The sequence below is a fragment of the Nonomuraea sp. NPDC003709 genome, from assembly GCF_040610775.1.
In the GTDB taxonomy this organism is placed as follows: Bacteria; Actinomycetota; Actinomycetes; order Streptosporangiales; family Streptosporangiaceae; genus Nonomuraea; species Nonomuraea angiospora_A.
The window spans coordinates 563663-589117 of record NZ_JBEXMW010000001.1; the positions used below are offsets into that span (position 1 = coordinate 563663).

The 25455-nt window shown below is 71.3% G+C and carries 29 protein-coding genes and 1 pseudogene; 15 read left to right on the forward strand and 15 right to left on the reverse strand.

Going from position 1 to position 25455, the window contains the following annotated elements; all coding sequences use genetic code 11:
- Positions 1 to 34 precede the first annotated feature (34 nt).
- Positions 35 to 565, forward strand: a complete 531-nt coding sequence (locus ABZX61_RS02645) for a cysteine dioxygenase family protein (RefSeq protein WP_355190923.1) — start codon at positions 35 to 37, stop codon at positions 563 to 565.
- Here ABZX61_RS02645 and ABZX61_RS02650 read toward each other — a convergent pair.
- On the reverse strand, positions 544 to 1194 hold the full coding sequence (locus ABZX61_RS02650; RefSeq protein WP_355190925.1) for an alpha/beta hydrolase: 651 nt from the start codon (positions 1192 to 1194) through the stop codon (positions 544 to 546). The two genes, ABZX61_RS02645 and ABZX61_RS02650, sit on opposite strands and share 22 nt — an antisense overlap.
- Before the next feature lie 69 nt (positions 1195 to 1263).
- Between ABZX61_RS02650 and ABZX61_RS02655 the strand changes: the two genes are divergently transcribed.
- Positions 1264 to 1851, forward strand: a complete 588-nt coding sequence (locus ABZX61_RS02655; RefSeq protein ID WP_355190927.1) for a helix-turn-helix domain-containing protein — start codon at positions 1264 to 1266, stop codon at positions 1849 to 1851.
- Positions 1852 to 1865: 14 nt separating this feature from the next.
- Positions 1866 to 2147, forward strand: coding sequence for a hypothetical protein (locus tag ABZX61_RS02660; protein ID WP_355190929.1), 282 nt, complete (start codon positions 1866 to 1868; stop codon positions 2145 to 2147).
- Here ABZX61_RS02660 and ABZX61_RS02665 read toward each other — a convergent pair.
- Positions 2141 to 2539, reverse strand: a complete 399-nt coding sequence (locus ABZX61_RS02665) for an ester cyclase (RefSeq protein ID WP_350728495.1) — start codon at positions 2537 to 2539, stop codon at positions 2141 to 2143. The two genes, ABZX61_RS02660 and ABZX61_RS02665, sit on opposite strands and share 7 nt — an antisense overlap.
- An 87-nt stretch (positions 2540 to 2626) precedes the next feature.
- Here ABZX61_RS02665 and ABZX61_RS02670 point away from each other — a divergent pair, with 87 nt between their 5' ends.
- Positions 2627 to 3166 carry a helix-turn-helix domain-containing protein gene (locus ABZX61_RS02670; RefSeq protein ID WP_350728496.1) on the forward strand — a complete coding sequence of 180 codons (540 nt, stop codon included), beginning with the start codon at positions 2627 to 2629 and terminating at the stop codon, positions 3164 to 3166.
- Positions 3167 to 3226: 60 nt separating this feature from the next.
- On the opposite strand, the gene ABZX61_RS02675 is transcribed toward ABZX61_RS02670, so the two are convergent.
- The gene (locus tag ABZX61_RS02675; protein ID WP_355190932.1) at positions 3227 to 3883 is read right to left on the reverse strand and encodes a hypothetical protein; all 657 of its coding nucleotides are present in this window, start codon (positions 3881 to 3883) and stop codon (positions 3227 to 3229) included.
- 131 nt (positions 3884 to 4014) lie between these two features.
- Between ABZX61_RS02675 and ABZX61_RS02680 the strand changes: the two genes are divergently transcribed.
- Positions 4015 to 4674, forward strand: coding sequence for a VC0807 family protein (locus tag ABZX61_RS02680; protein WP_355190934.1), 660 nt, complete (start codon positions 4015 to 4017; stop codon positions 4672 to 4674).
- 97 nt (positions 4675 to 4771) lie between these two features.
- Here the strand turns inward: ABZX61_RS02680 and ABZX61_RS02685 are convergent, their stop codons facing one another.
- The 3 genes from ABZX61_RS02685 to ABZX61_RS02695 all read right to left on the reverse strand — a co-directional run bounded on the left by ABZX61_RS02685 (position 4772) and on the right by ABZX61_RS02695 (position 9317).
- On the reverse strand, positions 4772 to 7156 hold the full coding sequence (locus ABZX61_RS02685) for a PEP/pyruvate-binding domain-containing protein (RefSeq protein WP_355190936.1): 2385 nt from the start codon (positions 7154 to 7156) through the stop codon (positions 4772 to 4774).
- A 49-nt stretch (positions 7157 to 7205) separates the two neighbouring features.
- Positions 7206 to 7844 carry a helix-turn-helix transcriptional regulator gene (locus tag ABZX61_RS02690; RefSeq protein ID WP_355190938.1) on the reverse strand — a complete coding sequence of 213 codons (639 nt, stop codon included), beginning with the start codon at positions 7842 to 7844 and terminating at the stop codon, positions 7206 to 7208.
- 117 nt (positions 7845 to 7961) lie between these two features.
- Complete coding sequence (locus ABZX61_RS02695; RefSeq protein ID WP_355190940.1) at positions 7962 to 9317, reverse strand: dipeptidase; 1356 nt, start codon at positions 9315 to 9317, stop codon at positions 7962 to 7964.
- A 263-nt stretch (positions 9318 to 9580) separates the two neighbouring features.
- On the opposite strand from ABZX61_RS02695, the gene ABZX61_RS02700 reads away from it, so the two are divergent.
- Both ABZX61_RS02700 and ald read left to right on the forward strand, forming a co-directional pair.
- Entirely contained in the window at positions 9581 to 10963 is a 1383-nt protein-coding gene (locus tag ABZX61_RS02700) for an aspartate aminotransferase family protein (protein WP_355190942.1), read from the forward strand.
- 64 nt (positions 10964 to 11027) lie between these two features.
- Positions 11028 to 12137 (forward strand): alanine dehydrogenase, encoded by a 1110-nt coding sequence (gene ald, locus ABZX61_RS02705; protein WP_350728500.1) that lies wholly within the window; start codon positions 11028 to 11030, stop codon positions 12135 to 12137.
- 25 nt (positions 12138 to 12162) lie between these two features.
- Here ald and ABZX61_RS02710 read toward each other — a convergent pair whose 3' ends face one another.
- The 5 genes from ABZX61_RS02710 to ABZX61_RS02730 all read right to left on the reverse strand — a co-directional run bounded on the left by ABZX61_RS02710 (position 12163) and on the right by ABZX61_RS02730 (position 15562).
- Positions 12163 to 13548 (reverse strand): tetratricopeptide repeat protein, encoded by a 1386-nt coding sequence (locus ABZX61_RS02710; protein ID WP_355190944.1) that lies wholly within the window; start codon positions 13546 to 13548, stop codon positions 12163 to 12165.
- 56 nt (positions 13549 to 13604) lie between these two features.
- A complete protein-coding gene (locus ABZX61_RS02715; RefSeq protein ID WP_355190946.1) occupies positions 13605 to 14462 on the reverse strand; it encodes a sulfite exporter TauE/SafE family protein in 858 nt (285 codons plus the stop codon).
- Positions 14463 to 14503: 41 nt separating this feature from the next.
- Positions 14504 to 14704, reverse strand: a complete 201-nt coding sequence (locus ABZX61_RS02720; RefSeq protein WP_350728503.1) for a hypothetical protein — start codon at positions 14702 to 14704, stop codon at positions 14504 to 14506.
- 91 nt (positions 14705 to 14795) lie between these two features.
- Positions 14796 to 15035 (reverse strand): SHOCT domain-containing protein, encoded by a 240-nt coding sequence (locus ABZX61_RS02725; protein ID WP_355190948.1) that lies wholly within the window; start codon positions 15033 to 15035, stop codon positions 14796 to 14798.
- 95 nt (positions 15036 to 15130) lie between these two features.
- Positions 15131 to 15562 (reverse strand): Lrp/AsnC family transcriptional regulator, encoded by a 432-nt coding sequence (locus ABZX61_RS02730; RefSeq protein ID WP_355190950.1) that lies wholly within the window; start codon positions 15560 to 15562, stop codon positions 15131 to 15133.
- A 12-nt stretch (positions 15563 to 15574) separates the two neighbouring features.
- Between ABZX61_RS02730 and ABZX61_RS02735 the strand changes: the two genes are divergently transcribed.
- Positions 15575 to 15907, forward strand: coding sequence for a hypothetical protein (locus tag ABZX61_RS02735; RefSeq protein ID WP_355190952.1), 333 nt, complete (start codon positions 15575 to 15577; stop codon positions 15905 to 15907).
- A gap of 92 nt (positions 15908 to 15999) precedes the next feature.
- Here ABZX61_RS02735 and ABZX61_RS02740 read toward each other — a convergent pair.
- Positions 16000 to 16098 (reverse strand): annotated as a pseudogene (locus ABZX61_RS02740) (AsnC family protein); the annotation flags it as partial.
- Between the two features lie 86 nt (positions 16099 to 16184).
- Here ABZX61_RS02740 and ABZX61_RS02745 point away from each other — a divergent pair.
- Positions 16185 to 17015 (forward strand): NAD(P)H-binding protein, encoded by an 831-nt coding sequence (locus tag ABZX61_RS02745; RefSeq protein ID WP_355190954.1) that lies wholly within the window; start codon positions 16185 to 16187, stop codon positions 17013 to 17015.
- Here ABZX61_RS02745 and ggt read toward each other — a convergent pair.
- Positions 17012 to 18733, reverse strand: a complete 1722-nt coding sequence (gene ggt, locus ABZX61_RS02750; RefSeq protein ID WP_355190956.1) for a gamma-glutamyltransferase — start codon at positions 18731 to 18733, stop codon at positions 17012 to 17014. The two genes, ABZX61_RS02745 and ggt, sit on opposite strands and share 4 nt — an antisense overlap.
- A gap of 95 nt (positions 18734 to 18828) precedes the next feature.
- Between ggt and ABZX61_RS02755 the strand changes: the two genes are divergently transcribed.
- Both ABZX61_RS02755 and ABZX61_RS02760 read left to right on the forward strand, forming a co-directional pair.
- On the forward strand, positions 18829 to 19935 hold the full coding sequence (locus ABZX61_RS02755; protein WP_355190958.1) for a histidine kinase: 1107 nt from the start codon (positions 18829 to 18831) through the stop codon (positions 19933 to 19935).
- The gene (locus ABZX61_RS02760) at positions 19932 to 20579 is read left to right on the forward strand and encodes a response regulator transcription factor (RefSeq protein ID WP_350728509.1); all 648 of its coding nucleotides are present in this window, start codon (positions 19932 to 19934) and stop codon (positions 20577 to 20579) included. The genes ABZX61_RS02755 and ABZX61_RS02760 overlap by 4 nt, the downstream gene beginning before the upstream one ends.
- Here ABZX61_RS02760 and ABZX61_RS02765 read toward each other — a convergent pair.
- Complete coding sequence (locus tag ABZX61_RS02765; RefSeq protein ID WP_355190960.1) at positions 20560 to 21996, reverse strand: FAD-dependent monooxygenase; 1437 nt, start codon at positions 21994 to 21996, stop codon at positions 20560 to 20562. The two genes, ABZX61_RS02760 and ABZX61_RS02765, sit on opposite strands and share 20 nt — an antisense overlap.
- Before the next feature lie 51 nt (positions 21997 to 22047).
- On the opposite strand from ABZX61_RS02765, the gene ABZX61_RS02770 reads away from it, so the two are divergent.
- The 4 genes from ABZX61_RS02770 to ABZX61_RS02785 all read left to right on the forward strand — a co-directional run bounded on the left by ABZX61_RS02770 (position 22048) and on the right by ABZX61_RS02785 (position 23959).
- Complete coding sequence (locus ABZX61_RS02770; protein WP_185071099.1) at positions 22048 to 22251, forward strand: helix-turn-helix domain-containing protein; 204 nt, start codon at positions 22048 to 22050, stop codon at positions 22249 to 22251.
- Between the two features lie 10 nt (positions 22252 to 22261).
- Positions 22262 to 22720, forward strand: coding sequence for a Clp protease N-terminal domain-containing protein (locus ABZX61_RS02775; RefSeq protein ID WP_355190962.1), 459 nt, complete (start codon positions 22262 to 22264; stop codon positions 22718 to 22720).
- Between the two features lie 113 nt (positions 22721 to 22833).
- A complete protein-coding gene (locus tag ABZX61_RS02780) occupies positions 22834 to 23598 on the forward strand; it encodes a class I SAM-dependent methyltransferase (RefSeq protein ID WP_350728512.1) in 765 nt (254 codons plus the stop codon).
- On the forward strand, positions 23582 to 23959 hold the full coding sequence (locus ABZX61_RS02785; RefSeq protein ID WP_355190964.1) for a VOC family protein: 378 nt from the start codon (positions 23582 to 23584) through the stop codon (positions 23957 to 23959). Before ABZX61_RS02780 ends, ABZX61_RS02785 begins: the two co-directional genes overlap by 17 nt.
- Here the strand turns inward: ABZX61_RS02785 and ABZX61_RS02790 are convergent.
- A complete protein-coding gene (locus tag ABZX61_RS02790; protein ID WP_355190966.1) occupies positions 23953 to 25401 on the reverse strand; it encodes an NAD(P)/FAD-dependent oxidoreductase in 1449 nt (482 codons plus the stop codon). The genes ABZX61_RS02785 and ABZX61_RS02790 overlap by 7 nt on opposite strands.
- Positions 25402 to 25455 lie beyond the last annotated feature (54 nt).

A 25455-nucleotide genomic window follows, 5' to 3' on the forward strand; every position in this document is an offset into this window, starting at 1 on the left:
AAGGATGATTGTCTGCTTTCCCTAGGGGGACACCATGAATATGGCCGCCACCACCGCCGCGCGGCCCGGCCTGGACGCGCTCGTGACCGGGATCTCCGAGATCGTGGCGCGGCGGCTCGGTCGCGCCGAGACCGCGTTCGCCGTCGCGGACCTGCTGCGCGGCCGGCTTCCCGGGCTCGACATCCTCACACCGCGCGAACGCGAGGGCTCGCCCGACGGCTACGTGTCCCGCCCGCTCCACTGCGAGGAGGACTTCTCCATCGTGAGCGTCGTGTGGCGTCCCGGCCAGGAGACGCAGATCCACGACCACGTGTCATGGTGCGCGTTCGGCATCGTCAGCGGGATCGAGCACGAGACCCTCTACCGCGACATGGGCGATCATCTGGTCGAGATCGGGCGGGTCGACAACCGGCCCGGCGAGGTGAGCGGGTTCGCGCCGCCCGGCGACATCCACAAGGTCCGCAACACCAGCGACGAGGTGGGGCTGTCGATCCACGTGTACGGGGCGAACGTGGCCCGGCTCGGCAGCAGCGTGCGCCGCGTCTATGACCTGCCGGTGAGGTAGCCCTCCAGGCGGTCGGCCAGCTCCTTCGGCCGGGCCAGCATGGGGGCGTGGCTGCCGTCGATCTCGTCGGGCGTGATGCCGAGCCGGTCGCGTACGACCCCGCGCATGAAATCGGGCGTGAAGAACCGGTCGTCCCGGCACAGCAGGAATCTCGTCGGCACGTCGGGCCACGCGTCGAGCGGCCACGGCTCTCCCATGGCCTTGTCCGCGTGGTCCCGCGACCTGGTCAGCAGCTCTTCGGCCACGTCTCCGGGCACGTCGTGCAGGAACAGGCCGATCGGGTCGGACATGTCCTTCGAGCCGAACCCCGTGTTGCCCCACCAGTCGGACGGCGGCTCGCCGGGGGCCGGGATCATGGCCGTGACCAGCACCAGGAGGTCGGCCGGCGTGCGGGCGCAGACGAGCGGCCCGACGAAGCCGCCCCACGAGTGCGCCACGACGACCAGGTCGCGCCGGCCCTCGACCGCCTCCACCACCGCGTCGGCGTGGTCGAGCAGGCCGGCGGACTCGTCCTCGACCGGCAGGCTCACCGCCACGGTGTCGTGCCCGCGGTCGCGCAGCTCGGGCTCCAGCAGATGCCAGTCCCACGCGGACCCGCCGCCCCCGTGGATCAGTGCGAACGTCGCCATGCCCCTCACCCTACCCCTTGATACAAAAATTTATTTGCGCAAATTTTCTTTCGCTTCTATGGTGGTTCCATGGCCACCGAGGAGAATCGTCGGATCAAGGACCTCGACACGCTCAAGGCGTTGGGGCATCCGCTGCGCATGAAGCTCTACCGCGCGCTCAGGGTGACGGGCGCCGCGACCGCCTCCCAGCTCGCCGACCAGGTCGACGAGGCCGTCTCGCTGGTCAGCTACCACCTGCGCAAGCTGGCCACGCACGGCCTCATCGAGGAGGCGCAGGCGCGCGGCGGCGACGCGCGCGAGCGCTGGTGGCAGTCGGCCGACGCCGGCATCAGCACCCGGGACGAGGACTTCCGCGACGCGCCGGAGCGCGCCGCCGTCCACGCCGCGGTGTCGCGGATGCACGCCCGCCAGCAGAACGAGATGTACGAGAGCTTCCTCGACACCCAGTCGGCCTGGCCCGGCGAGTGGCGCAACGCGGCCTACAGCTCCGAGTTCCTGCTCCCGCTGACCGCTGAGGAGCTGCGCCGGTTGGGCGACGAGATCAACGAGGTCGTCGGGAAGTGGCGGGCGCACGGGAATGCCGCTCGCGAAGCGGGTGACGTCGAGGGTCGCGAGAACGTGGCGGTGCACGCGTACGGCTTCCCGTTCCGGACCTGACCGAGGAGGGTGTGATGTATCCGGAGTTGTATCTGTTCGTGGAGCGGGCGCGAGCCCGTGAGCTGCGGGCCGACGCGCGGCGGCACGCCCGCGCGGGCGAGCTGAGGGCCGCCAGGTGGCGGAGAGCCCGAGTGGGTGAGCTGGGGGCCGACATGCGGCGGCGAGCTCAGGGGGGTGAGCTGCGGCCCGGTGTGGAGCGCCGTCGCCCGGGTGGTTCGGTGGTCCGCGCCGTGGAGGTGCGCCTGGGCTGGGTGCTGGTGGAGGCGGGCCTGCGGCTGGTGCACCGGTATCACTGATCCGGGCCGAGCTGGTGGCGCATGGCCACCGAGTCCCTGATGGCCCAGTGCTCGACGATCCTGCCGTCCCGGACGCGGATCATGTCCATTCCTCGCACTTCGTAGCGACGCCCCGAGGCGGTGTGCGTGCCGCGGCTGAGGTAGACGTTGGTCGACAGGTCATCGGTGGAGATGTTCTGCTCCACCGTGACGGACATGTCATGAAAGCCCGTCCCGCCGGACAGGGCCTGTTCCCACTTCTCCCTCCACGCCGCCAGCCCGTGGTGGTCGCCGTCCGAGCCGCCTCGGTGGTCGATCACGCCGGGGTCGACGAGCGCCAGCCCCTCGTCGATCCGCCCGGCTCCGTAGAGCTCGACGATGCGCTGATGCACTTCACCGGCCGTCGCTGCCATGTCTGCCTCCCGGATTAAGTGGGGAACTCCCCGTTTAGTTGGCGTGACTAGACTAGATGGGGAGTTCCCCACTTAGCAAGGAGACGGATGGGATCGCGTCCTCGCCGGGCGGATGCGCAGCGCAACTACGACCGGCTGCTGGCCGCGGCCGCGCAGGTCTTCGCCGAACGCGGCACCGACGCGCCGCTCGACGACGTGGCCCGCCGGGCCGGGGTCGGCAATGCCACCATGTACCGACATTTCCCCACCCGTACGGATCTGCTGGTCGCCGTCTACGCGGACGAGGTCGCCCAGCTGTGCGCCCGCGGCCAGACCCTGTCGGCCGCCGGGTCGCCGGCGCAGGCGCTGCACGAATGGCTGCGGCTCTTCATGGACCACATCGCCTCCAAGCGCGACCTGGCCCTGGCGGTCACCGGCGACAGCGGCGCCACCGCGCTGGTGGCGCAGTGGCACGCGTCCATGCTCGCCACGGCCTCGGGCCTGCTGGACGCGGCCAAGCGGGCCGGCGCCGTACGGGCGGATCTCGACGTACGCGACCTGCTGACCCTGGTCAGAGGCATCGCACTGACCGCCGCGGACCGCGCCCAGTCCGACCGCCTCCTGGCGCTGATCGACTGGTCACGCTGATCGACCGGCTACGGTGATCGGCTGAACCCGGCGCCCCCGACACGCCGGAACCATCCTTCTCTACTCGGCGGCGGTCGCCTGGGCGTCCTGCAGCTTCCGCATGGCCACCTTCGCCGCCCGCTTGCTCAGGCCCGGGTCGAACGTCCCGAAGAACCCGTCGCTCACCAGCAGCATGACGCTGTTCCCGGTCCCGATGAGCAAGACGTCCGCCGCGAAACTCGGCTTGGAGTTCAGGGCGGGGATCGTCTTGCGGTGCCTGATCCCGTAGGTCCAGGTGCCGAACTTGCCGATGGAGAGCTTGGTGATGCCGGCCTTGGAGGAGCCGGAGTTCGCCTTGACCCCGGCGCAGTCGCGGACCATGACCTTGCCCACGGGCTCCCAGCGGGCCAGCCGCGCGGGAGTCCCGCTGATCAGGAACTGCTTGACGCCGGACGGCTTGCCCTCCTCGTCGATGAAGGCCGCCGCCTTGCTCGTGAGAATGGGCTTCAGCGCCTTGATGGCGCTCCGGCACTTCTTCGTGTGCGCCGACTCGGAGTCCAGCGCCTCACGGATGTGCTTCGGGTTCTCCGTGTACTGCTCGCCCAGGTCGCCGGGCGTGATCAGGGCCTCGCTCAACTGATCCGAGGTCAGCGGCTTGGCGGGGGCGGCGGCCACGGCGGGAGCCGTGGCGACCAGCAGGAAAGAGGCGGCGAGGCCGCCTAAGATCGCGGAACGCATGGAACGGATCTTAGAGGTGACAGCGGCTCGTCGATCGCTGGTAGCCCGCTCGACCCCTCTTTCTTGATATGGACGCCCGTCTATAATGACAAGTGACATTATAGATAAGTGACATCTACCGAAAGAGTCCCATGAACCACACTCCGCCATCGGTACGGCCTGATTTCCGCAGGCTCATCCGATCCCTGTTACCGGCGATCGTCGTCGACGCCGTGGTCCCGTACGCGATCTACGCGGTCGGGCACAACGTCCTCGGCTGGAGCCTGATCAACGCGCTCATCGTGGCCGCGGTCGTGCCGCTCGTACGGTTCGCGGTGCAGCTGGCGCGGACCCGGCGAGTGGACGGACTGGCGGTCCTCGTCCTGCTCGTCCTGAGCTTCGGCATCTGCGCCGCGCTCATCACCGGCAGGCCGGGCATCGCCGTGGCCAGGGAGGCCGTCTTCAGCGGCGGGTTCGGCCTGATCCTGCTCGGCTCCGTGGCCGTCCGCCGCCCGATGATCTACCTGTTCATGCGTAAGGTCGGCGGCACTCCCGAGGCCGAGGCGTTCTTCGCACGCCGCTGGCAGGTGCCGCAGTTCCGTCGCGCCGTCTACGTCATGACCGTGTACTGGGCCGTCGGCCTGCTGGTCGAGGCGGCCGCGCGGATCACCTTCGTCCTCGCTCTCCCCCCGGACCTCGCCTTCTCCCGGGCGACCGTGGTCCTCGTCGGCATCCTGGTACTGCTCGCCGTGTCGTCCGGGATCTACATGCGTCGCGTACGGCGAGCATTGCGGTCGAGCGGGGACGACTAGCGTCGCGGCACCCGCCATCCAGACCGCCGACCTCCGCAAGACCTACACGGGCAGCCGCGGCCAGGTCGACGTCGGTACCCCACCGACACGCATGCCGCTAGCTTCTTTCGACCGTCCCGGCGTTGCCGTCCACGGTGACGGTCTCGCCGTCGCGCAGCCGTACGGTGGCCTCGCGCGTGGCCAGCACCGCGGGGACGCGGTACTCGCGCGCGATGATCGCCGGATGTGACAGCAACCCTCCCGTGTCCGTGACCAGCGCGCCCACGCTGGGGAAGAGCACGGCCCACTGCGGGGTGGTCTCGGGGCAGACCAACACGTCGCCCAGGCGCAGCTTGCCGAACTCCGCTTCGGAGGTGATCACGCGGACCACCCCGGTGTAGCGGCCGGGCGAGGCGCCGATGCCACGCAGCCCGTCCTGGCCGCCGACCGGCACGTTGTCCGTGCGGGTCGCCTGCCACACCCACCCCGCGACCTCGGACGCATGCCGAAGCTCCTCGGTCAGGTGCGGTTGCCCGCCGCCCGCCCCCACGGGGAACGCGCCATGGACGGGCGGGCCGGGGTGCTGCTCGGCCCACGCACGCATGCCTCTGCGGCGGGTGACGAGCTCGCCCACAGGGGAGCCCGCCTTCAGCGCCGCGATGGCCTCGTCCCATTCGAGGAAGAACACGTGGTCACGCGTGTCGAGCAGGCCCCGCGCCGCGAGCCGGCGGCCCAGCTCCAGCATGCCGCGCCGGACCATCGCCCAGCCCGCGTTGGCGTAGTAGGCGCCGTCGTCGCGGATCGGGTAGGCCCGCTGGGCGCGGCCGAGCAACCGGTCGAACCGCTCGGTCTCGCCCGCCGGCCGGGCTCGCGCCTCGGCCAGCGCCGCGTCGCGCGAGGCCTGCTGGTGCGACATCTCCGCCCGCGGGTCGTAGCCCGTGGCGAGCTGGTCACGGATCAGACGCGTGACCAGCTCGGGCTGCTCGGCCAGCGTCGGCTGGGTGAGATCGGCGCCCAGCGTACGGTGGCCGTACTCGTGCAGGTATCGGTCGAAGGCCTTGGCGAAGTCCAGGTCCGCGCTCCAGCCGTCGTCGGGCAGCCCGGCGGCCACCCGCGCGAGCTCGGACAGGCGGAAGGTCGGCTCGGTGGTCTTGCCCGGCAGCCCGACCAGCAGTTGGAGCACCTGGACCGGTGTCCAGCCGAGCAGCCGCTCGCACGCCAGGCCGAACTCCCCCCAGACGAACTGCGCCGCCCCCGCGGTGCGGAAGTGCAGCTCCTGGGCCTCGGCGGCCAGGGTGCGGGCCTGGCGTACGTGGTCGATCAGCTCGTCGTCGCCGATCTCGGCGAGCGCGCACCCGCGCAGGCCGGCGAGCCGGAGATCCAGGTCGGGCTGCTGGCTCTCGTACCACTCCGCGATGATCGAGCCGGGCTCGTCCCGTTCGGCCTTGCGGGCGATCCCGCGCAGCTTCGCCTTGATGGCCTCCGGCCGCGTCGGCACGGTGAAGCTGATGTACACCCATCCGCCGATCTCGCGAAACTCGATGCGTTCCGCCAGGCCGTAGGCGAGCATCTGCCCGGTGCTCGCGTTGAGCACGGGCAGGGCGAGCGAGCGCTGCAAGGGCGAGATCGGCGTGGACCAGTGGGAGACCCGGCTCCACAGCCCGTCCGGCACCTCGACGGGGATGGGCACGGGCTCGGGCGCCGGCTCCGGCAGCGCGGTGATCGGCCGCGACTGGAGCAGCCACAGCATGTCCCCGTCCGTCGCCCACTCGATGTCCTGCGGCTCGCCGTAGTGCGCCGCCGCCCTGCGCGCGAGCTCGGCCACCTGCACGGCGAGGGCGGCGTCGATGGCTTCGCCGGCGGCCGAGACGCAGGTGGCCGCGTCGCCCCGGACCGACCACTCGGCCGGGGTGACCGCGCCGGACACGAGCGCGTCGCCGAGTCCGGCCACGGCGCTGATGACGACCTCGTCCCGGGCTCCTGTCACCGGGTTGGCGCTGAAGGCGACCCCGGCCGCCGCCGCGGGCACCATCCGCTGGATCAGCACGGCCATCCTGCGGCTGCCACCGAGCCCGCGTGCTCGCTGGTAGACGTCGACCCGCTCGGTGAACGCGGAGCTCCAGCCGGCCGAGACGGCCTCGATCAGCGCCTCGGCGCCCACGACGCCGAGGATCGACTCGTACTGGCCGGCGAAGGACCTGTCGCCCAGATCCTCGGCGGTCGCGGACGAACGTACGGCGAGCGGCACGTCGCCGTACTCCGCGGCCACCCTCCTCAAGGCCTCGGACAGGTCCTCCGGCAGGGCGGCCTCCCGCACCTGGTCGGAGGAGGCGTGATCATCCAGTCCGTTGGCGCGCAGCGCCTGGCCAAGGGCGTCGGCTGTGACCACATGGCCGTCGGGGACGGGGAATCCGGCGGCCATCAGGTCGCCGAGGACGGCGGCCTTGCGCCCGACATGGTCGGTTGATCGCAGGCCGACAGCGGTGAGCGGTAAGACGGGCATCAACGACGCGACTCCTTCGAGAGGTGTGCGAACGCCTGCGGACCTCGGCTCATACCTCCTTGACCACGTTGAGGTGGTCAAGGGGCGCGCTCTCGCCTTCCGCCTCTTTGATCATCTTGCTGAGGTCCCACGCCAGCTCCCCGGACCGCAGGTCGGCGATGACCCCGCGGATCCAGTCCAGCTCGGCGCGCGAGACGGTCAGCAGATGCTCGGACTCGAGCAGGGAGACACGCTGGACGTGATGCGCGGCCAGCTCCGCCTCGGCGGCGAGCCTGGCGATGCGCCCTTCCAGCGTGACGGCCCGCAGCCGGAGGGTTTCCGCGGCGCTGTCCGGGTCGAGATGGGCGATGAACGACATGGCCGCCGAAAACCCGCCGTGCTCGCCGCCGGGGGTGGAGAGCAGGTTGCTCAGCCGCAGGAAGAACTCCCTGCGGCCGTCGTCGGTCAGGCGGTAGACCGTGCGCTCGGGCCGGTTGCCGACCCGGGTGGTCTCCGCGGGCTCGATGAGCCCGGTCTTGTGCAGGCGGTCGACGGCGCGGTAGAGGCTGCGGGGGAGACCGGAGACGAACGTCTTCCTGCGCAGCTGGATCTGCGTGTTCATGTCGTAGGCGTGCCGAGGCGCCTCGGAGAGCAGGGCGAGCACGGTGAGATCGACCAGCCGTTGCCGCCCTGCGTCCTGCTCTGTCACAGCGCCTCCACTCATTATTGTCAGTTGACATTATAGCTGAGTGATATAGCGGAGGCCATCAGTGTCAGTACTGCTGAGGGGCCCCCACCAGCCTGGTGGGGGCCCCTCAACTTGTCACTACACCCCGAGCGCGGTGGGGAGGCTGAGCTCGTGGAGGAACAGGGCCTCCGTCGTCGCCACCCGCCGTAGCTCCTCAAGGTCCACCCGCTCGTTGGGCGCGTGGATGGCCGCGTCCTCGTCCTCCGCCCCGAACAGCAGGATCTCCGCTGCGGGGAACTGCTTCAGGAGCGTGTTGACCAGGGGGATCGAGCCTCCGGCGCCCACGTCCCTGGGCGGGCGGCCGAAGGCGCGCTCCATGGCCCGGTTGAGGGCGGCGCGGGCCTTGCCGCCCGAGTCCGCCTGGAAGCCCGAGCCCACCGTCAGGTCCGTGAAGGACACCTGGACGCCCCACGGCGCCACCTTGCGCAGGAACTCGACCACGGCGTTCACCGTCGCCTTCGGGTCGCCCGCCGGAGGGACCCGGACGGTCACGCGGGCCCGCGCGGCGGGCTGGACCGCGTTCACCGCGCCCGAGACCGTCGGCACGTCCAGGCCCGTCACCGTGATCGCGTACGACGCCCAGAGCCGGTCGGCCAGCGAGCCCGAGCCCACCAGCGAGACACCGTCGAGGACGCCGGCCGTCTTCCTGAACTCTTCCTCCGACGGCCCCTGCCCGAGGAAGGTGCCGCGCGGCAGGCCGGGCACGCGGATGTCGCCGTTGTCGTCGTGCAGCGAGGTCAGCATGCGCATGAGGGCGGCCAGCGCGTCGGGGGCCGCGCCGCCGAACGAGCCGCTGTGCACCGGCTCCCGCAGCGTGCGCGCCTCGATGGTGAACGCCGCCATGCCGCGCAGCGAGGTCGTGACCGCCGGGTCGCCGACCCGCGGGTTGCCGGTGTCGGCCACCACGATGGCGTCGGCCCGCAGCAGGCCGGGGTTGCGCTCGACGAACGCCTCCAGGCGCTCGCCCGCGTACTCCTCCTGGCCCTCGATGATGACCTTGATGCCCACGGGGAAGCGGCCCTGGAAGGCGCGCAGGGCGGTGATGTGGGAGAGGATGCCGGACTTGTCGTCCGCGCAGCCCCGCCCGTACAGCTTGCCGTCGATCAAGGTCGGCTCGAACGGCGGAGTGCGCCACGCGGCCGGGTCGCCCGCGGGCTGCACGTCGTAGTGCGCGTACAGCAGGACCGTGGGCGCGCCGGGCGGCGCGGGGGCCTCGCCGAAGATCGCCGGGAAGCTGCCTTCGACCGGCACCTGCTGGACACGCGGCAGGCCCACGGAGCGCAGCAGCTCCTCCGTCATCGCGGCGGCGGCGAAGACCGGCTCCTCCGGATGCCCGGGGAAGGCCACGGAGGGTATGGCGGCCAGCCGCCTCAGCTCCTCGACGGCCTGGGGCATCGCGGCGGCGACGGCGCTCTCAATCTGGTCAGGAGTCACGGAAAGGTCCCCCGGGGGTCGTTATCAGAAGGTTCTGGCTGGTCTCAACATGTTGGTCTCATTGGATCACACAACGTTCCACGTGCGAGAACGCCAAAGCGGCGCTGGTGACCCGCGCGCCAATCTACATGCGGATTTCGTCGCCGTTACATAGTCGATCTGCGGATATCGATTTTCTTGCATATTGCTACGACCGATTCGCTTGGCAAATCCCCAGGTGAGCATGCAGACTGTGGGGAGTTGAGACACGAGGGAAGATAACCATGACGCAGCCGGAAAACGACGTCCTGAAGGCCGCGCAGGACAACCTGTGGTTGCACTTCACCAGGCACAGTGCCTATCAGCAGTCCGAGATCCCGACCATCGTGCGCGGTGAGGGGTCCTACGTCTACGACATCCACGGCAAGCGCTACCTCGACGGGCTGGCCGGACTCTTCGTGGTCCAGGTCGGCCACGGACGCCAGGAGCTGGCCGAGGCCGCCGCCAAGCAGGCTCAGGAGCTGGCGTTCTTCCCACTGTGGTCCTACGCCCACCCGAAGGCCGCCGAGCTGGCCCAGCGGCTGGCCTCGTACACGCCCGGCGAGCTCAACCGCGTCTTCTTCACCACCGGCGGCGGTGAGGCGGTCGAGACCGCCTGGAAGCTGGCCAAGCAGTACTACAAGCTCATCGGCAAGCCGCTCAAGCACAAGGTCATCAGCCGCCAGATCGCCTACCACGGCACCCCGCAGGGCGCGCTGTCGATCACCGGCATCCCCGCGTTCAAGCAGATGTTCGAGCCGCTGGTGCCCGGCTCGGTCCGGGTCCCCAACACCAACCACTACCGCGCCGACGAGATCACCGGTGTCAAGGGCATGACGCCCGAGGAGTACGGCTTCTGGGCGGCCGAGCGCGTGGCCCGCGCCATCGAGATGGAGGGCCCCGACACCGTCGCCGCCGTCTTCGCCGAGCCCGTCCAGAACGCCGGCGGCTGCTTCCCGCCCCCTCCCGGCTACTGGCAGCGCCTGCGCGAGATCTGCGACGAGTACGACGTGCTGCTCGTCTCCGACGAGGTCATCTGCGCCTTCGGCCGGCTCGGCACGATGTTCGGCGGCCAGAAGTTCGACTACGTGCCGGACATCATCACCTGCGCCAAGGGCATGACCAGCGGCTACTCGCCCATCGGCGCCATGATCGCGCACGAGCGGCTGTTCGAGCCGTTCAAGGGCGGCGACGCCATGTTCGCCCACGGCTACACCTTCGGCGGCCACCCGGTCTCGTCGGCCGTGGCGCTGGCCAACCTCGACATCTTCGAGCGCGAGGACCTGCTCGGCCACGTCTCCAGGAACGAGCCGCTGTTCAAGGAGACCCTCGACGGCCTGCGCGACCTGCCGATCGTCGGCGACGTGCGCGGCTCGGGCTACTTCTGGGGCATCGAGCTGGTCAAGGACAAGGCCACCAAGGAGACGTTCTCCGCCGACGAGTCGGAGCGGCTGCTGCGCGGCTTCCTGTCCAAGGCGCTGTTCGACGCGGGCCTCTACTGCCGCGCCGACGACCGCGGCGATCCGGTCATCCAGCTGGCGCCCCCGCTGATCGCGGGGCCCGAGGAGTTCGCCGAGATCGGGTCGATACTCCGTGGCGTGCTCACCGAAGCGTGGACGCGTCTGTAGAGGCCCGACAGAACCACCCCTCAGTCCGGTACGACGGCGTGCCGGTTTCGCGAAAGGATCAACCATGAAGATCGGCGTCCCTGCCGAGGTCAAGAACCATGAATATCGCGTCGCCGCCACGCCCGCCGGAGTTCACGAGCTGGTGCGCCACGGCCACGACGTCCTGGTCCAGCGGGGTGCGGGCCTGGGCTCGCACATCCCGGACGAGGAATATCTCTCGGCGGGGGCGAAGATCCTCGACGGTGCCGACGCCGTATGGGGCGAAGCGGAGATGGTGCTCAAGGTCAAGGAGCCCATCGCCGAGGAGTACCACCGGCTGCGTGAGGGCCTCGTGCTCTTCACGTACCTGCACCTGGCCGCCTCGCGCCCCTGCACGGACGCGCTGCTGAAGGCCAGGACGACCGGCATCGCGTACGAGACCGTCCAGGTGGGCAACGCGCTGCCGCTGCTCGCCCCGATGTCCGAGGTCGCCGGCCGCCTCGCGCCGCAGGTGGGCGCCTACAACCTGATGCGCTTCAATGGCGGCCGCGGCGTCCTGCCGGGCGGCGTGCCCGGCGTGGCCCCGGCCAAGGTGGTCGTGATCGGCGGCGGGGTCTCCGGCCTCAACGCCGCGCAGATCGCCGTCGGCATGGGCGCCGACGTCACCGTGCTCGACACGAACATCGACCGCCTGCGCTTCATCGACGCCATCTACCAGGGCCGGCTCAAGACGCTGGTCTCGACGTCGTACGCGATCGAGCAGGAGGTCCTGCAGGCCGACCTGGTCATCGGCGCGGTGCTGATCCCCGGCGCCAAGGCCCCGACGCTGGTCTCCAACGACCTGGTCTCGCGCATGAAGCCGGGCTCCGTGCTCGTCGACATCGCCATCGACCAGGGCGGCTGCTTCGAGGACTCGCGCCCGACCACGCACGCCGAGCCGACGTACAAGGTGCACGAGTCGGTCTTCTACTGCGTGGCCAACATGCCGGGCTCCGTGGCCAACACCTCCACGTACGCCCTGACGAACGCGACCCTCCCGTACGCGGTCAAGCTGGCCGACCTCGGCTGGCGCGAGGCGCTCAGGACGGACGCCGGCCTCGCGGGCGGGCTCAACACGCACGACGGCCTGCTCACCAACGGGCCGGTGGCCGAGGCGCTCGGCCTGCCGTTCACCCCGGTGACCGAACTGGTGTGACGAGGAGCGCCCGGGCGTGCGCCGATCAGCGCACGCCCAGGCGCTTGCGCAGGTCACGGGCCGTGGCCAGCACATACTCGATCTCGCCGCAGCTCGGCCACGGCGCGGTCCCGGGACGCAGCAGCGTGCCGCGCACCGACGCCAGGTGCTCGATCGCGCTCGGGTGCAGCCCGCTGCGCCCCACCAGCCACCCGATCACGTCGGAGTGGTCGTGCAGCGGCCGGGTCACCAGATCCCACGTGCCGAGCACCTCGGTCAGGTCGCCCACGTCCAGCGCGGCGCCGCCCCTGCGGCCGGTGGCCGCCGCGGCCAGCTCGGCCCTGGCGGCCAGCTCCGGCTCGGCGTGCCGCCCCCACGTGGGCGGCGGCGGATCGGACAGCCATTCCTGGGCCTCGCCCAGCTCGCCGGCCACCGACAGCAGCCCGCCCAGCTCGACGGCGGCCCCGCGGTGCCCGGCCCGCGCCGCCTGCCGGAACCAGTGCTGCCCGCCCGCCAGGTCGCCGAACTCGGCGATCAGCAGCAGGCCGTAGTTGAAGGCCGCCTCGGCGTCCCCGCCGGCCGCCGCCCGGCCGAACCAGTGGCTGGCCGCCGCGCAGTCCCTCAGCTCGACGCAGACGAACCCGGCCATCCGCTGGTCGTAGCCGCGCCCGGCGCCGGCGGCCTGCTCGAACCAGGCGCGGGCGATCCGCAGGTCGCCCGTGGACAGCGCGATCTCGCCGAGCTGGGAGGCGGCGCCCGGATGCTCGCTCTTGGCGGCCAGCCGGTAGTAGGCCTCCGCGCCCTCGGGGTCGCGGCTGGCGTGCAGGTAGAGGCCCATGCAGTACGCCGAGTCCGGGTGGCCGCCCCTGGCCGCGTACTCCCACCAGCGCACGGTCTCCTCGTCGTCGCCCGTCGCGTAGGCCAGGAAGCCCAGGTCGTGTGCCGAGGCCATGTCGCCTTCCGCGGCCGCCGTGCGGTGCCACTCGCGGGCCGCCGCCAGCTCGCCGGCGTCCTCGCACATCAGCGCCAGCCTGCGGGCCGCGGTGCTGGAGCCGCCGTGGGCGGCGACCTCGTACCAGCGCCGGGCCCTGTCGGGGTCTCCGCGCTGCTCCAGCAGGAGCGTCGCCAGGTTGCTCGCCGCCTCGGCGTCGCCGGCGCCGGCCGCGAGCTCGTACCAGCTGACGGCATCCACCAGGCTGCCGTGCATCTCGTGCCAGACGCCCAGGTTGTACGCGCTGTCCAGGTTGCCGCCCTCGGCCGCCCGCTCCCACCAGTGCTTGGCGGCCGCGCGGTCGCCGTGCTGGGCATAGAGCTTGCCGAGCCGGTGCGCGGCCTGCGCGTCGCCGGCTCCCGCGGCGGCCAGCAGCTCGGGCTCGTCTCCCACGCGCGGCGCCGGTACGGACGGCGCCGCGACCTCTCCTTGCCAGGCCATGGCGACCAGCGTGGCACGTGATCGCGTGATCACGAACGGTAATCGCCGACATGGCGTCACGAGAAGTCGATGAAGCCCGTGTACATGCCCATCCCGCACACGTACCGCAGCGCGCCCTTCGGCTGCGGCGGCAGGCGTACGGTGGCCGGCAGCGCGACGTCGCGCCCGCCGATCGTGACCGTGCCGGTGCACCCCCGGTCGACCAGCTTGAACACCACCTCGACCGGCGCTCCGGCGCGGGCCGCCACGACGGCCGGCCGATAGCCCTCGCGGGTCGCCCAGACCGTCACGATCTGCTCGCCGGGGCCCGGCGCGGCGGGCAGGGGCCTGGACGCGGCCGGCGGCGCGCCGCCGATCCAGCCGCCCAGGGTGAGCCCGGCGCCGACGGTCCAGAGCCCGGCGGCGACGGCCACGACCGCGGCGAGCCGGGCCAGCCGGGTGTGGGAGACGCGCCGCAGCACGTACCCGAGCAGCGCGAACGCCGGAGCGGTGCCGAGCACGAACCCCGCCATGGCCGCCGCCCCCGCCACCGGGGAGCCGCTGGAGATCGCGATCATCTCCATGCCGAGGGTCACGCCGCAGGGCACCAGGATGGTGGCCGCGCCCAGCAGCGGCGCCTTGTAGCGCGAGGGGGCGCCGGCCTCGGGCTTGGCCGCACAGTGACCGCGCCGCATCAGCCGGACGGCGAAGACGATCACCGTGAGCCCGGCCGCGACGAGCAGCACCGCGCGGGCCGCGGGCGGGAGGCTGACGGCCGAGCCGAGCAGCCCGAGCAGCGCTCCGGCCGTGGTGTACGAGGCCAGCCGCCCCGCCAGGAACCAGCCGACCAGCGCGGGATCGCGCCCGTGGCAGTGATCGACCAGGCCCATGAGCAGGCTGCCCTGCGCCGCGGTGCACGAGGCCGTCCCCGCCACCAGCCCGGCGGCGACTCCGCCGGCCAGCAGGGTGACGGCGCTCAGCGGGCGAGCGCCAGACTGTCCAGAGACCCGCTCTTGGCGGCCTCGACGATCGAGCCGAACTGGTCGAGGCTCATCTCCACGCGCTGCCCGAAGTCGTCGGTGATGACCACCTGGCGCTCGACGGGCGCCGTTTCGTCGACGAACAGCTCGGGGCACCCGCAGCTGCACTGGCCGCAGAACCTGGCGACGGATCGCATACCTGTCCCCGCTCTCTATGTATCCGGTACACGAACCGTAACGCCGGTCCCTGAATGCGGCCAGTGACAGTAATTGCACCCTTAGTGATGTTTAGGATGTCCAGCCTTTGAGAACGGACACCTTCTCGAAGTACTCGTCCTCGCCCATCTCGCCGCGGGCGTACCGCTCGGCGAGGATCCGTTCCGCCCCGGCGGTAGGCGACGCGGCGGCCGCGACGTGCGCGTGGCGCGGCCCCCACCAGCCCTTGTGCCGGGCCGTGATGGCCAGCGCGACGACGGCGACCCAGAACAGGCCCCAGAAGAACGGGATGATCGGCCAGAAGCTGTGCATGTCTCCTCCTTGACGTGATGCCTTTCAGCGTGCCGGTCGGAGGGGCGGGCCGAATCGCACGTCAGGCCCTGTTCGGAGTCAGCCCGGGGGAGTGTTCACGCGGGTCGCCCGTACGCCTGTGGGGGTAGTGCGCCGGTGCGTTTGACCGTCCGGAGGACGGGGGCGGTCTCCAGCGTCTGGACGGCGTCCAGGGCGCTCACCCGTTCGGTGAGGTAGCGGTACAGGTCGGCGTTGTCGCGGCAGATGGCGGTGGCGAGGAGGTTGGTCGGGCCGGTGATGACGCTGGCGAAGGAGATCTCGGGGTGGCCCGCGAGGGTCCCGGCCACGTGGAGCAGCTCGGAGGGGCGCACGGCCATCCAGAGCCGGGCCTCGGCGCGGTAGCCGAGCAGCCTGGGGGAGTAGTCGAGCTGGATGGTGAGCGCGCCGGACCCGCGCAACTGGCGCAGCCGGCGCTTGGCCGTGGCCTCCGACCAGCCGGTGGCCCTGGCCAGCTCCGTGTACCCGGCCCGGCCGTCCCTGGCCAGCACGTCCAGGAGGCGGTGGTCCTCCTCCTGGAGGACGAGCCGTCCGATCCGGTACGCGGCTCGGGGCGCACCAGGTCGGCCTGCTCCGCGGTGAGCCAGGCCAGGCCCCGCCAGCCGTCGGGCAGGGCGAAGCCGCGCAGGAGCGAATGCGCGGTCATGGACAGGACGCGGCTGGTCCGGGGCAGCTTCTCCAGCAGGACCGTGTCGGGCGACTGGGCGAAGCACGAGATCTCGGTGCCGCCGGACAGCAGGTGCACCCAGTACGTGTCGGGCCTCCTGGCCAGGGCCTCGGCGATGGCGGTGCCCGCGTCGGGCGTGCAGCGTACGCGGATGGTCCACGGCGTGTAGCCGAGGAGCGCGCCGTCGAGGCCGCCCACCACCCTGATCACGCCGGCCGCCGTGAGCCTGCGGTAGCGGCGGGCGACGGTCTGCTCGGAGACGCCGAGCACGTCGGCGATCCTGGCGAAGGGGGCGCGGCCGTCGAGCTGGAGCGCGTGCACCAGACCGCGGTCCACGCCGTCGAGTTCGGCGGATTCCATCCGTTCAGGCTAATCCTCTGGAGGAAAGCCACCGAAATATCGTGAAAAATTGGGGCAGCTTCGGCCCGCGGGCCAACCTTGGACCCATGATTCTCGTCACAGGAGCCACCGGAAACGTCGGCCGCCAGGTCGTCCACCAGCTCGTCGAGGCCGGCCAGCCCGTACGCGCCATGACCCGTGACCCCTCCTGGGCGGCCCTGCCGGCGGCCGTCGAGGTGGTCAAGGGCGACCACGAAACCATCGACCGGTGCCTGGACGGCGTCGAGTCGGTCTTCCTCATCTGGCCCTTCCACACCGCGGACCTCGCCCCCGCAGTGGTCGGCACGATCAGGCGACATGCCCGCCGCGTCGTCCTGCTCTCCTCGGGCGCGGTACGCGACCAGCCCGACTCGTCCGTCGGCCTTTCGCACAACGAGCTCGAACAGCGCGTCGAGCAGTCGGGCCTGGCCTGGACCATGCTCTGGCCCAGCACGTTCGCCGCGAACGCGTTCTGGTGGCGCGACCAGATCCGCTCGGGAGACGTGGTGCGCGGCGCGTTCGGCGCGCTGCCGATGGCGATGCTGCACGAGCGCGACATCGCCGCCGTGGCCGTACGGGCGCTGACCACGGACGGCCACGACGGGGCCCGCTACGCGCTGACGGGGCCGCAGGTGCTGACCCAGGTCGAGCAGGTGCGGATCCTCGGCGACGCGCTCGGGCGCCCGCTGCGCTGGCAGGAGCTCTCCAGGGAGGAGGAGCGGCAGCGGCTGCTGGCCGACGACTCCTTCCCCGACTCGTTCGTGGACGCGCTGCTCGACGGCTACGCCCAGATGCTCGACGGCCCGCCACCCGTCCTGACGAACACGGTCGAGGAGGTGACGGGCCGGCCCGCGCGGTCCTTCGCCGAATGGGCGAAGGACCACGTGGGCGACTTCTAGGGAGCCACCACCAGCGCGCTGCCGCCGCCGCGGCGGACAGGCTCGGCGACGGCCTGGATCCGGCCCCGGCCGACGAACTCCAGCGCCGTCGCCGCCCCGATCTCCGGGTTGAGCGCGAAGCTGTGCCCCTTGGCCTCCAGCTCGGTCCGGTACTTGTCCAGGAACGCCTGCTCGGCCTGGGTCTGCGCGGTGTTGCGCTGCGTGGCGCGCGGCGCGGCGAGCGCGTCCGGCAGGCGCATCCCGAACTCGTACCGGTTGACCAGGATCTGCAGCACGGTCGTGATGATGGTCGAGCCGCCCGGCGAGCCGACCGCCAGCACGGGCCTGCCGTGCTCGAACACCAGCGTCGGCGACATCGACGAGCGGGGGCGCTTGCCGGGGCCGGGCAGGTTCGGGTCGCCGGGCGCCGGGCCGAACGTGAAGTCGGTCAGCTCGTTGTTGAGCATTACGCCGCGTCCGGGCACCACGATGCCGTTGCCGCCGGTGGACTCGATGGTCAGGTTGTAGGCGATCACGTTGCCCCAGCGGTCGGCGATGACGAGATGGGTGGTCTCGGGGCCTTCGTCCGCGATCGGGGTGGCGGTGCCGGTGGGTTGGGCGCAGGGCTCGTACGAGCCGTCCGGGCTGCCGGGGGCCGCCGGGTGGGCCGTCGCTCGGTCGCCGATCAGGCAGGCCCGCTCCTTGGCGAAGCCGTCGGACAGCAGCTCCTTGAGCGGCACGCCGGGAATGTCGCCGACGTACTTGCCGCGGTCGGCGAAGGCCAGCCTCGACGCCTCCAGGTATTCGTGCAGGCCCACCTGAGGAAGGGCCTCAAGGATGTTGAGCGCCTCGCCGACCGTCGAGCCGCCGGAGGACGGGGGCGCCATGCCGTACACGTCCTTGCCCTTGTAGGAGATCTTGGTGGGCTCGCGCAGGAGCGCCCGGTAGGCCCGCAGGTCGGACAGCTCCATCAGGCCCGGCCGGACGTTGCGGGTGCTGCCGGGGGTGACCGGCGGCTGCTTGACGGTGGCCACGATCTCCTGGCCGAGCCGGCCGCCGTACAGCCAGCCGGGGCCGCGCTTGCCGAGCTCGCGGTACGTGGCCGCCAGCTCGGGGTTCCTGAACACCGAGCCGACGGGCGGCGGGGCCCCGTTGGGGAGGTAGAGCTTGGCCGTGGAGGTGATGTCCTTGAACCGGGCCGCGTTGTCGGCGGTCTGCTGGTGGAAGGTCTGGTCGACGACGAAGCCCTTGGAAGCCACGTCGATGGCGGGCTGGAGGGCCTCTTTGAGGGAGATCGTGCCGAATTTGCGGAGGGCCAGGTCCCAGTTCGCGACCGTGCCGGGAATGCCCGCCGACAGGCCGCTGGTGACGCCTTCCTCGAACGGGATGCCTTCTAACGTGGTCGAGGTCATGGCCTGCGGGGCGGTCTCACGGCCGTCGATCGTGAAGACCTTGCGCTGCCTGGCGTCGTAGTACACCATGAAGCCGCCGCCGGCCAGGCCCGCGGAGTACGGCTCTGTGACGCCCAGCACCGCGCCCGCGGCGACGGCGGCGTCGACGGCGTTGCCTCCCCTCCTGAGCACGGCGATGGCGGCCTTGCTCGCGTCGAGGTCGACGGTGGCGACGGCGCCGCCGTACCCCTCCGCGACCGGTACCTTCTGCTGTGGCCCGGCCAGCGCGGGCGGGGCCGACACGAGCGTGATGAGGACTGCTGCTGCGGGGACGATCACTCGGCGCATGGTCCCTACGATGGCCCACGTACGCCCGTCGCGGTAGGGCCCCCTCACACGCTGGGATGATGCGCAGGTCAGAGCGCTGATCTAGCGTAGGGGTCGTGCGAGGAAAGTTCGGATTCGATCCTTATCTCGCCCTCATCGTGGCGGCCGCCCAGTTCGTCATCGCCAAGGGGGCGTCCTGGGGGCAGCGGTTTCTCAGGGAGCCGCTCGACCCTTACGCGTACGGGCTGCTGCTGATCGGGCCGCTGGCGATCCTGCTGCACCGCCGTTTCCCGCTGCTCACGACCGCCGCCGCGCTCGGCGCGTGCGACCTCTACCTGGCCGGCGGGTACGCCTACGGCCCCAGCTTCATCAGCCCCGCGATCCTGCTGTTCCTGCTGGTCACGCGGGGCAAGCGGGCGATGGCCTGGTTCATGGCGGGGATGACGGTGCTGTCGTTCCTCACCTACGCCTGGCTGATCGGCAACCGCGACCTCTTCCACAGCGTGTGGATCCTCACGTTCATCATGCTGCTCATGGTCGTGGCCGAACTGGTCAGGATCGTCAGGGAGCGCCGGGCCGAGCGTGAGCGCGTCGCCGAGGAGGAGGCCAGGCGGCAGGCCAGCGAGGAGCGGCTGACCATGGCGCAGGAGCTGCACGACGTGCTCGCGCACAACATCTCGCTCATCCACGTGCAGGCGTCCACCGCGCTGCACCTCATCGACGACAACCCTGACCACGCCAAGACCGCTCTGGCCACCATCAAGACGGCGTCCAAGGAGGTTCTGGGCGAGATGCGCTCGGTCCTGAACGTCCTTCGCGAAGGGGCGCCCCGTTCCCCCACGGCCGGGCTCGACCGCCTCGACGACCTGATCGAGCGCTCGGGCATGGACGTGACGCTCAAACGCGTCGGCTCGCGGCCGTTGCCGCCGCAGGTGGAGCGGGCCGCGTACCGGATCGTGCAGGAGTCGCTGACCAACGCCGCCAGGTACGCGCCCGGCTCGTCGGTGAGCGTGCGCCTGGAGTACGGCGAGCAGGAGCTGGCCATCCACGTCACGGACTCCGGCGCGACGACCGCCCCCGTGCTGTCCGAGGCGGGCAGCGGCAACGGCATTCCCGGCATGCGCGAGCGGGCCTCCGCGCTGGGCGGCACGCTGGTCGCCGGGCCGTCCGGCACGGGGTTCCAGGTCGAGGCCCGGCTGCCACTACCCGAGGAGACCTCATGATCAAGGTGCTGCTGGCCGACGACCAGGCGCTGGTCCGGGCGGGCTTCAAGGCGCTGCTCGACGCCCAGCCGGACATGACCGTGGTGGCCGAGGCCTCCGATGGCGCCGAGGCGGTCCGGCTGGCGGGCGAACACCAGCCGGACGTGGTGCTGATGGACATCCGCATGCCCGGCATGGACGGCCTGACCGCCACCCGGCAGATGCCGCAGGGGCCGCACATCATCATCCTGACGACGTTCGAGCTGGACGAGTACGTCTTCGAGGCGCTGCGCGGCGGGGCCAGCGGCTTCCTGGTCAAGGACACCGAGCCGGCCGAGCTGATCCAGGCCGTCCGGGTGGTGGCGGCGGGGGAGGCGCTGCTGTCGCCGAGCGTGACGCGCCGGCTGATCGCCGAGTACGCCTCCCGGGCCAAGGAGCCGGTCGCCGCCGACGGGCTCGACCAGCTCACCGAGCGCGAACGCGAGGTGCTCGGCCTGGTCGGGACCGGCATGACGAACGACGAGATCGCGGCCAAGCTGTTCATGTCACCGGCGACGGCCAAGACGCACGTGAGCCGCGCCATGATGAAGCTGCACGCCCGCGACCGCGCCCAGCTCGTGGTGATCGCCTACGAGTCAGGCCTGGTCAAGCCCGGTTGGCTGTGAGCCCGAACCACTCCTGGGCCGCCTCCGCGACCCCTTCGGTGCCCGCCCAGGCGACGTAGCCGTCGGGGCGGATCAGCAGCGCGTCGGCGGGCGGGTGGTCGGCGCGGGCCCTGACCACGTCGATCCAGTCGTCGTCCAGCGTCGCGCCGCCGCCCAGGTCGAGCAGCACGGGCCGGCCCTCGCGCATGAGCTCGGCCACCCGCCGCCCGCCGGCCAGCGTCAGATCCGGGACGAACCGGCCCACCAGCGGGTGCGCCGCCGGGCCGTACCGGACGCCGGAGTCGTGCAGCAGCCCGGCCACGTGCCGCAGCGGCTCCTCGAAGGCGAGCACCTCGGTGAGCAGCTCCCGCAGCGCCGCCCCGTCCTCGCCCTCCAGCCGGTCGAGCACCGCCTGTGCCCGCGTCTGCATGAGGGCGCGCTCGGCGACCGGCCGCCGCTCGGACTCGTACGTGTCCAGGAGCCCGTCGGAGGCCCGCCCCAGGAGCGCGGCGGCCAGTTTCCAGCCGAGGTTGGCCGCGTCCGTCATGCCGACGTTGAGCGCCGAGCCGCCCGCGGGGAACAGGTGCGCGGCGTCCCCGGCCAGGAACACCCTCCCCGCCCGGTACCGCTCGGCCAGCCGCGCCTGCGCGACCGTGCTGGACAGCCAGATCGGCTCGCCCAACGGCAGGTCCCGGCCCAGCACGCGGCGCACGGCCGCCCGGAAGTCCTCCGGGGTCACGGGGCCGTCGCCGGGAGCCCCCTTTTCGCGTACACCGGCGATCAGCACGCCGTGCTGGAGCGCGGTGAGCAGCAGGCGGCCGTTCGGGGTGCGGTTCCAGCCGGGCGCCAGGCCGTCGGTCTCCAGTGCCTCGAAGACGCCCGTGTCCGCGCCGGTCGCGAAGTGCCCGAGGCGCAGCACCTCGTCGTCGGTCGTGCCGGGGAAGCCGATCCCGGCCTCCCGCCGTACGCTGCTGCGCCCGCCGTCGCAGCCCACGACGTAGCGGGCCCGCATCCGCGTGCCGTCCGTGAGCTCCAGTGTCACCCCCTCCTCGTCCTGGGCCAGGGAGAGCGCCTCGCACCCCCGCCTGATCTCGGCTCCGAGCTCCTTGGCGCGCTCGGCGAGCAGCTGCTCCATCCGCGGCTGCTGGATCATCAGCAGCCGTAACGGTAGGTCGGCCGCCCCCGCGAAGCGCAGCGGCACCGAGCCGAACGGGAACCCGGGCGGCCGCCCGGCGAACGGGCTGCCCGCGCTGAAGCGCTCCAGCAGGCCGCGGTGGTCGAGCAGGTCGACGATCTGCCCGCCCAGGCCGTTGGCCCTGGGCAGCTCGCTCGGTTCCGGCCTCTTGTCCAGCACGATCGGGCGGACTCCCGCCAGGCCCAGCTCGCACGCGAGCATGAGCCCCACGGGTCCCGCCCCCACGATCAACACGTCATCCATGGCTGTCAGGCTAGATTGACACATCGGCGGCTGTCAATCTAGCCTGACAGGGTGGACGTAACAGAGCTCTCCGAACGGATCAGGTCGAACGACCCGGCCTTGGGCCTGCGGGCGGTGGGCGCGCTGCACCGGCTGGCCGAGCAGGTCGAGGCGGTGTCGGTGGCGCTGGCCAGGGAGCAGGGCTGGACCTGGGAGCAGATCGGCGACGCGCTCGGCATGTCACGGCAGTCGGTGCACGCCAAATACGGGAAGTGAGGGGTTCGCGATGTTCGGCTTTGAGAAGAGCCGGTTCGGCGTGATCGTCAAGGCCGCGTTCGACGAGGCCAGGCAGCGGGGCGACCGGCGGCTGGGCACCGAGCACCTGCTGCTCGGCGTCCTGCACGACGCGGACCTCGCCCGCGCCCTCGGCGTGGACGTGGCGGGCGCGCGGGCCGCGCTCGACGAGCTCGACCGGGCGGCGCTGCGCATGCTCGGCCTGGAGGTCGGGGACCTGCTGCCGCGGACGCCGCGCAAGCACCCGCAGGTGCCCGGCACCGCGCTGACGTCGAGCGCCCGCGCCACCATCAACCAGGCCATCAAGGCCACGACGATGAAGACCAGGGCGGTCGAGGCGCCCCGGCAGCTGGTGCTCGCCCTGCTGGCGCAGGGGCGGCCCGACCCGGTCGCGGGGCTGATCGACCACCTCGGCATCGACCGCGCGGCGGTACGCGGCCGCTGCGCGTGATGCGGAGCGGATTCGGCATCGACCGGGTGGCGGTACGCGGCCGCTGCGCGTGATGCGGAGCGTATGACGAAATTTGGTTGAACGTCCGGTGGGGCCGCTGACAAGGTCGAAGAATGAGCCGTACGTACGACGACCTCGTCCAGGAGGCCGCCACGGTCTCCGTGGACGGCTGGGACTTCTCCTGGCTCGACGGCCGGGCCAGCGAGGAGCGGCCCTCCTGGGGGTATGCCAGGCTGCTCGGCGAGCGGATGGCCGGGGCCGAGGCCGCGCTCGACGTTCAGACCGGCGGGGGCGAGATCCTGGCCGGCGTGCCCACGCTGCCGGCGGTGACCGTGGCCACCGAGTCCTGGCCGCCCAACCTCAAGCTGGCCGCCTCGCGGCTGCGCCCGCGCGGGGCGTGGGTGGTGGCCGACGACGACGATCCGCGCCTGCCGTTCCGGGACGGCGTCTTCGACCTGGTCACCAGCCGCCATCCGGTGGAGACCTGGTGGGAGGAGATCGCCCGCGTGCTGCGCCCCGGCGGCGCCTACTTCTCGCAGCAGGTCGGGCCGTGGAGCGTCGCGGAGCTCACGCACTACTTCATGGGCCCCCACGACGGCTCCTCCCGTGACCCCGACCAGGCCAGGGCCGCGTCCGAGTCGGCCGGGCTCGAGGTCGTGGACCTGCGGTTCGAGCGGCTGCGGATGGAGTTCTGCGACGTGGGGGCGGTGATCTACTTCCTGCGGAAGGTGATCTGGATCGTGCCGGGCTTCTCGGTCGAGCGGTACGCGGACCGGCTGCGCGAGCTGCACGACCGGATCGAGGCGGAGGGTCCGTTCGTGGCGCATTCCTCCAGGTTCCTCATCGAGGCGAGGAAGCCCGGTGGCCCGGCTGCGTGACGTGGTGGTCGACTGCCGCCGCCCGGCGTCGCTGGCCAGGTTCTGGGCGGCGGCGCTCGACGGTTACGCCGTGGCGCCGTACGACGAGGCCGAGCTGGCGCGGCTGCGCGGCGAGGGCATCGAGGACCCCGAGGACGACCCCACGGTGCTGGTCGAGGGCGGGCCGCCGCGGCTGTGGTTCCAGCACGTGCCCGAGCGCAAGGTCGTCAAGAACCGGCTCCACCTCGACCTGAGCGCCGACGACCTCGACGCCGAGATCGACCGGCTGCGCGGGCTGGGTGCCACGCTGCTGGCCACGTACGACGACTGGGTGACGCTGGCCGACCCGGAGGGCAACGAGTTCTGCGTGTTTCCTCAGTAGATGAGCTCGTACGCGCTGGGTTTGACCCTTCTCGTGCGCGCCCAGTACTCGAAGGTGAAGCCCGGCCAGATCGTCCGGTTCACTCCGTGCTCGTCCAGATACCAGGAGTCGCAGCCGCCCGCGTTCCAGACGAGGGGGTCGAGCCGTTCGCGCAGGCGGCGGGCGAACGCCCGCTGGGCGCCCGGCTTGACGTCCACGGCCCTGGCCTGCGTCCTCGACAGCAGGCGCAGGCAGTCGATGATGTAGCGGACCTGCGACTCGATCATGAACACGACCGAGTTGTGCCCGAGGCCCGTGTTGGGGCCGAGCAGGAAGAACAGGTTCGGGAAGCCGGACGTGGCGATGCCGTAGTAGGTCTCGATGCCGTCCTGCCAGGCGTCCTGGAGCTTGCGGCCGCCCTTGCCGACGATGTGCTGCTCCTGCAGCGCGTCCACGACCTTGAAGCCGGTGCCGTAGACGATCGCGTCGACCTCGTGCTCGGCGCCGGAGGAGTCCACGATCGAGCGCGGCCTGATCTCGGTGATGCCGTGGGTCACCAGCTCGACGTTGTCCCTGGTGAGGGCGGGATAGTAGTCGCTGGAGATGAGGATGCGCTTGCAGCCGATCAGGTAGCCGGGGGTGAGCCTGCGGCGCAGGTCCGGGTCGGGGACCTGGGCTTCGAGATGCCTGAGGGCCAGCTTCTCGTGGGCCTTCATCAGGCGCGGGTCGACGGTGAAGCCGAGCGCCCGCGTCTCCAGGGCCCAGTAGATGGCGTTGCGCATGGTCCTGGCCAGGCCGGGCAGGCCGAGGATCCGGCGGGTGGCGGGGGTGATGGCGAAGTCCGGCTTGGGGTGGATCCATGGGGGAGTGCGCTGGAAGACCGTCAGGTGGCTCGCGGCAGGCGCGATCTGGGGGACGAACTGGATGGCGGAGGCGCCGGTGCCGATGACGGCCACGCGCTTGCCGGTCAGGTCGATCGAGTGGTCCCACTCGGCGGAGTGGAAGGCGGGTCCGGCGAAGGACTCGCACCCCGAAATTTCGGGAAATTTCGGTATATGTAGGGCGCCGATGGCCGACACGACCGCGTTCACCCGCAACGTCGCCCCGTCATCCGTGGTGACCGACCAATCGCGCCGGCCGTCGTCGTACTCGAGCGCGACGACGCGCTTGCCGTACCGGATGTGCGGGGTCACGCCGTACTTGTCGGCGCACGAGCGCATATAGTCCCAGATCTCCTCCTGTGGGGAGAACATGCGGGACCAGCCCGGGTTCAGCTCGTACGAGTAGGAGTACATGTGCGAGGGGACGTCGCACGCGCAGCCGGGGTAGGTGTTGTCCCGCCAGGTGCCGCCCAGGTCGGCGGCCTTCTCCAGGATGACGAAGTCGTGATACCCCGCCTCTTTGAGCTTGATGGCCATGCCGATCCCGGCGAACCCGGACCCGATGATCGCTAACCCTGGCATCTGACCTCCCGGGGTGGCGCTTATTGGACGCTCAATCCAATGTAATAACCCGCC

What these genes read in the sequence shown, in the direction of transcription:
- ABZX61_RS02645 (WP_355190923.1), top strand. Translation starts at nt 35, where the DNA reads ATGAATATGGCCGCCACCACCGCCGCGCGGCCCGGCCTGGACGCGCTC.
- ABZX61_RS02650 (WP_355190925.1), bottom strand. Translation starts at nt 1,194, where the DNA reads ATGGCGACGTTCGCACTGATCCACGGGGGCGGCGGGTCCGCGTGGGAC.
- ABZX61_RS02655 (WP_355190927.1), top strand. Translation starts at nt 1,264, where the DNA reads ATGGCCACCGAGGAGAATCGTCGGATCAAGGACCTCGACACGCTCAAG.
- ABZX61_RS02660 (WP_355190929.1), top strand. Translation starts at nt 1,866, where the DNA reads ATGTATCCGGAGTTGTATCTGTTCGTGGAGCGGGCGCGAGCCCGTGAG.
- ABZX61_RS02665 (WP_350728495.1), bottom strand. Translation starts at nt 2,539, where the DNA reads ATGGCAGCGACGGCCGGTGAAGTGCATCAGCGCATCGTCGAGCTCTAC.
- ABZX61_RS02670 (WP_350728496.1), top strand. Translation starts at nt 2,627, where the DNA reads ATGGGATCGCGTCCTCGCCGGGCGGATGCGCAGCGCAACTACGACCGG.
- ABZX61_RS02675 (WP_355190932.1), bottom strand. Translation starts at nt 3,883, where the DNA reads ATGCGTTCCGCGATCTTAGGCGGCCTCGCCGCCTCTTTCCTGCTGGTC.
- ABZX61_RS02680 (WP_355190934.1), top strand. Translation starts at nt 4,015, where the DNA reads ATGAACCACACTCCGCCATCGGTACGGCCTGATTTCCGCAGGCTCATC.
- ABZX61_RS02685 (WP_355190936.1), bottom strand. Translation starts at nt 7,156, where the DNA reads ATGCCCGTCTTACCGCTCACCGCTGTCGGCCTGCGATCAACCGACCAT.
- ABZX61_RS02700 (WP_355190942.1), top strand. Translation starts at nt 9,581, where the DNA reads ATGACGCAGCCGGAAAACGACGTCCTGAAGGCCGCGCAGGACAACCTG.
- ald (WP_350728500.1), top strand. Translation starts at nt 11,028, where the DNA reads ATGAAGATCGGCGTCCCTGCCGAGGTCAAGAACCATGAATATCGCGTC.
- ABZX61_RS02710 (WP_355190944.1), bottom strand. Translation starts at nt 13,548, where the DNA reads ATGGCCTGGCAAGGAGAGGTCGCGGCGCCGTCCGTACCGGCGCCGCGC.
- ABZX61_RS02720 (WP_350728503.1), bottom strand. Translation starts at nt 14,704, where the DNA reads ATGCGATCCGTCGCCAGGTTCTGCGGCCAGTGCAGCTGCGGGTGCCCC.
- ABZX61_RS02725 (WP_355190948.1), bottom strand. Translation starts at nt 15,035, where the DNA reads ATGCACAGCTTCTGGCCGATCATCCCGTTCTTCTGGGGCCTGTTCTGG.
- ABZX61_RS02745 (WP_355190954.1), top strand. Translation starts at nt 16,185, where the DNA reads ATGATTCTCGTCACAGGAGCCACCGGAAACGTCGGCCGCCAGGTCGTC.
- ggt (WP_355190956.1), bottom strand. Translation starts at nt 18,733, where the DNA reads ATGCGCCGAGTGATCGTCCCCGCAGCAGCAGTCCTCATCACGCTCGTG.
- ABZX61_RS02760 (WP_350728509.1), top strand. Translation starts at nt 19,932, where the DNA reads ATGATCAAGGTGCTGCTGGCCGACGACCAGGCGCTGGTCCGGGCGGGC.
- ABZX61_RS02765 (WP_355190960.1), bottom strand. Translation starts at nt 21,996, where the DNA reads ATGGATGACGTGTTGATCGTGGGGGCGGGACCCGTGGGGCTCATGCTC.
- ABZX61_RS02775 (WP_355190962.1), top strand. Translation starts at nt 22,262, where the DNA reads ATGTTCGGCTTTGAGAAGAGCCGGTTCGGCGTGATCGTCAAGGCCGCG.
- ABZX61_RS02780 (WP_350728512.1), top strand. Translation starts at nt 22,834, where the DNA reads ATGAGCCGTACGTACGACGACCTCGTCCAGGAGGCCGCCACGGTCTCC.
- ABZX61_RS02790 (WP_355190966.1), bottom strand. Translation starts at nt 25,401, where the DNA reads ATGCCAGGGTTAGCGATCATCGGGTCCGGGTTCGCCGGGATCGGCATG.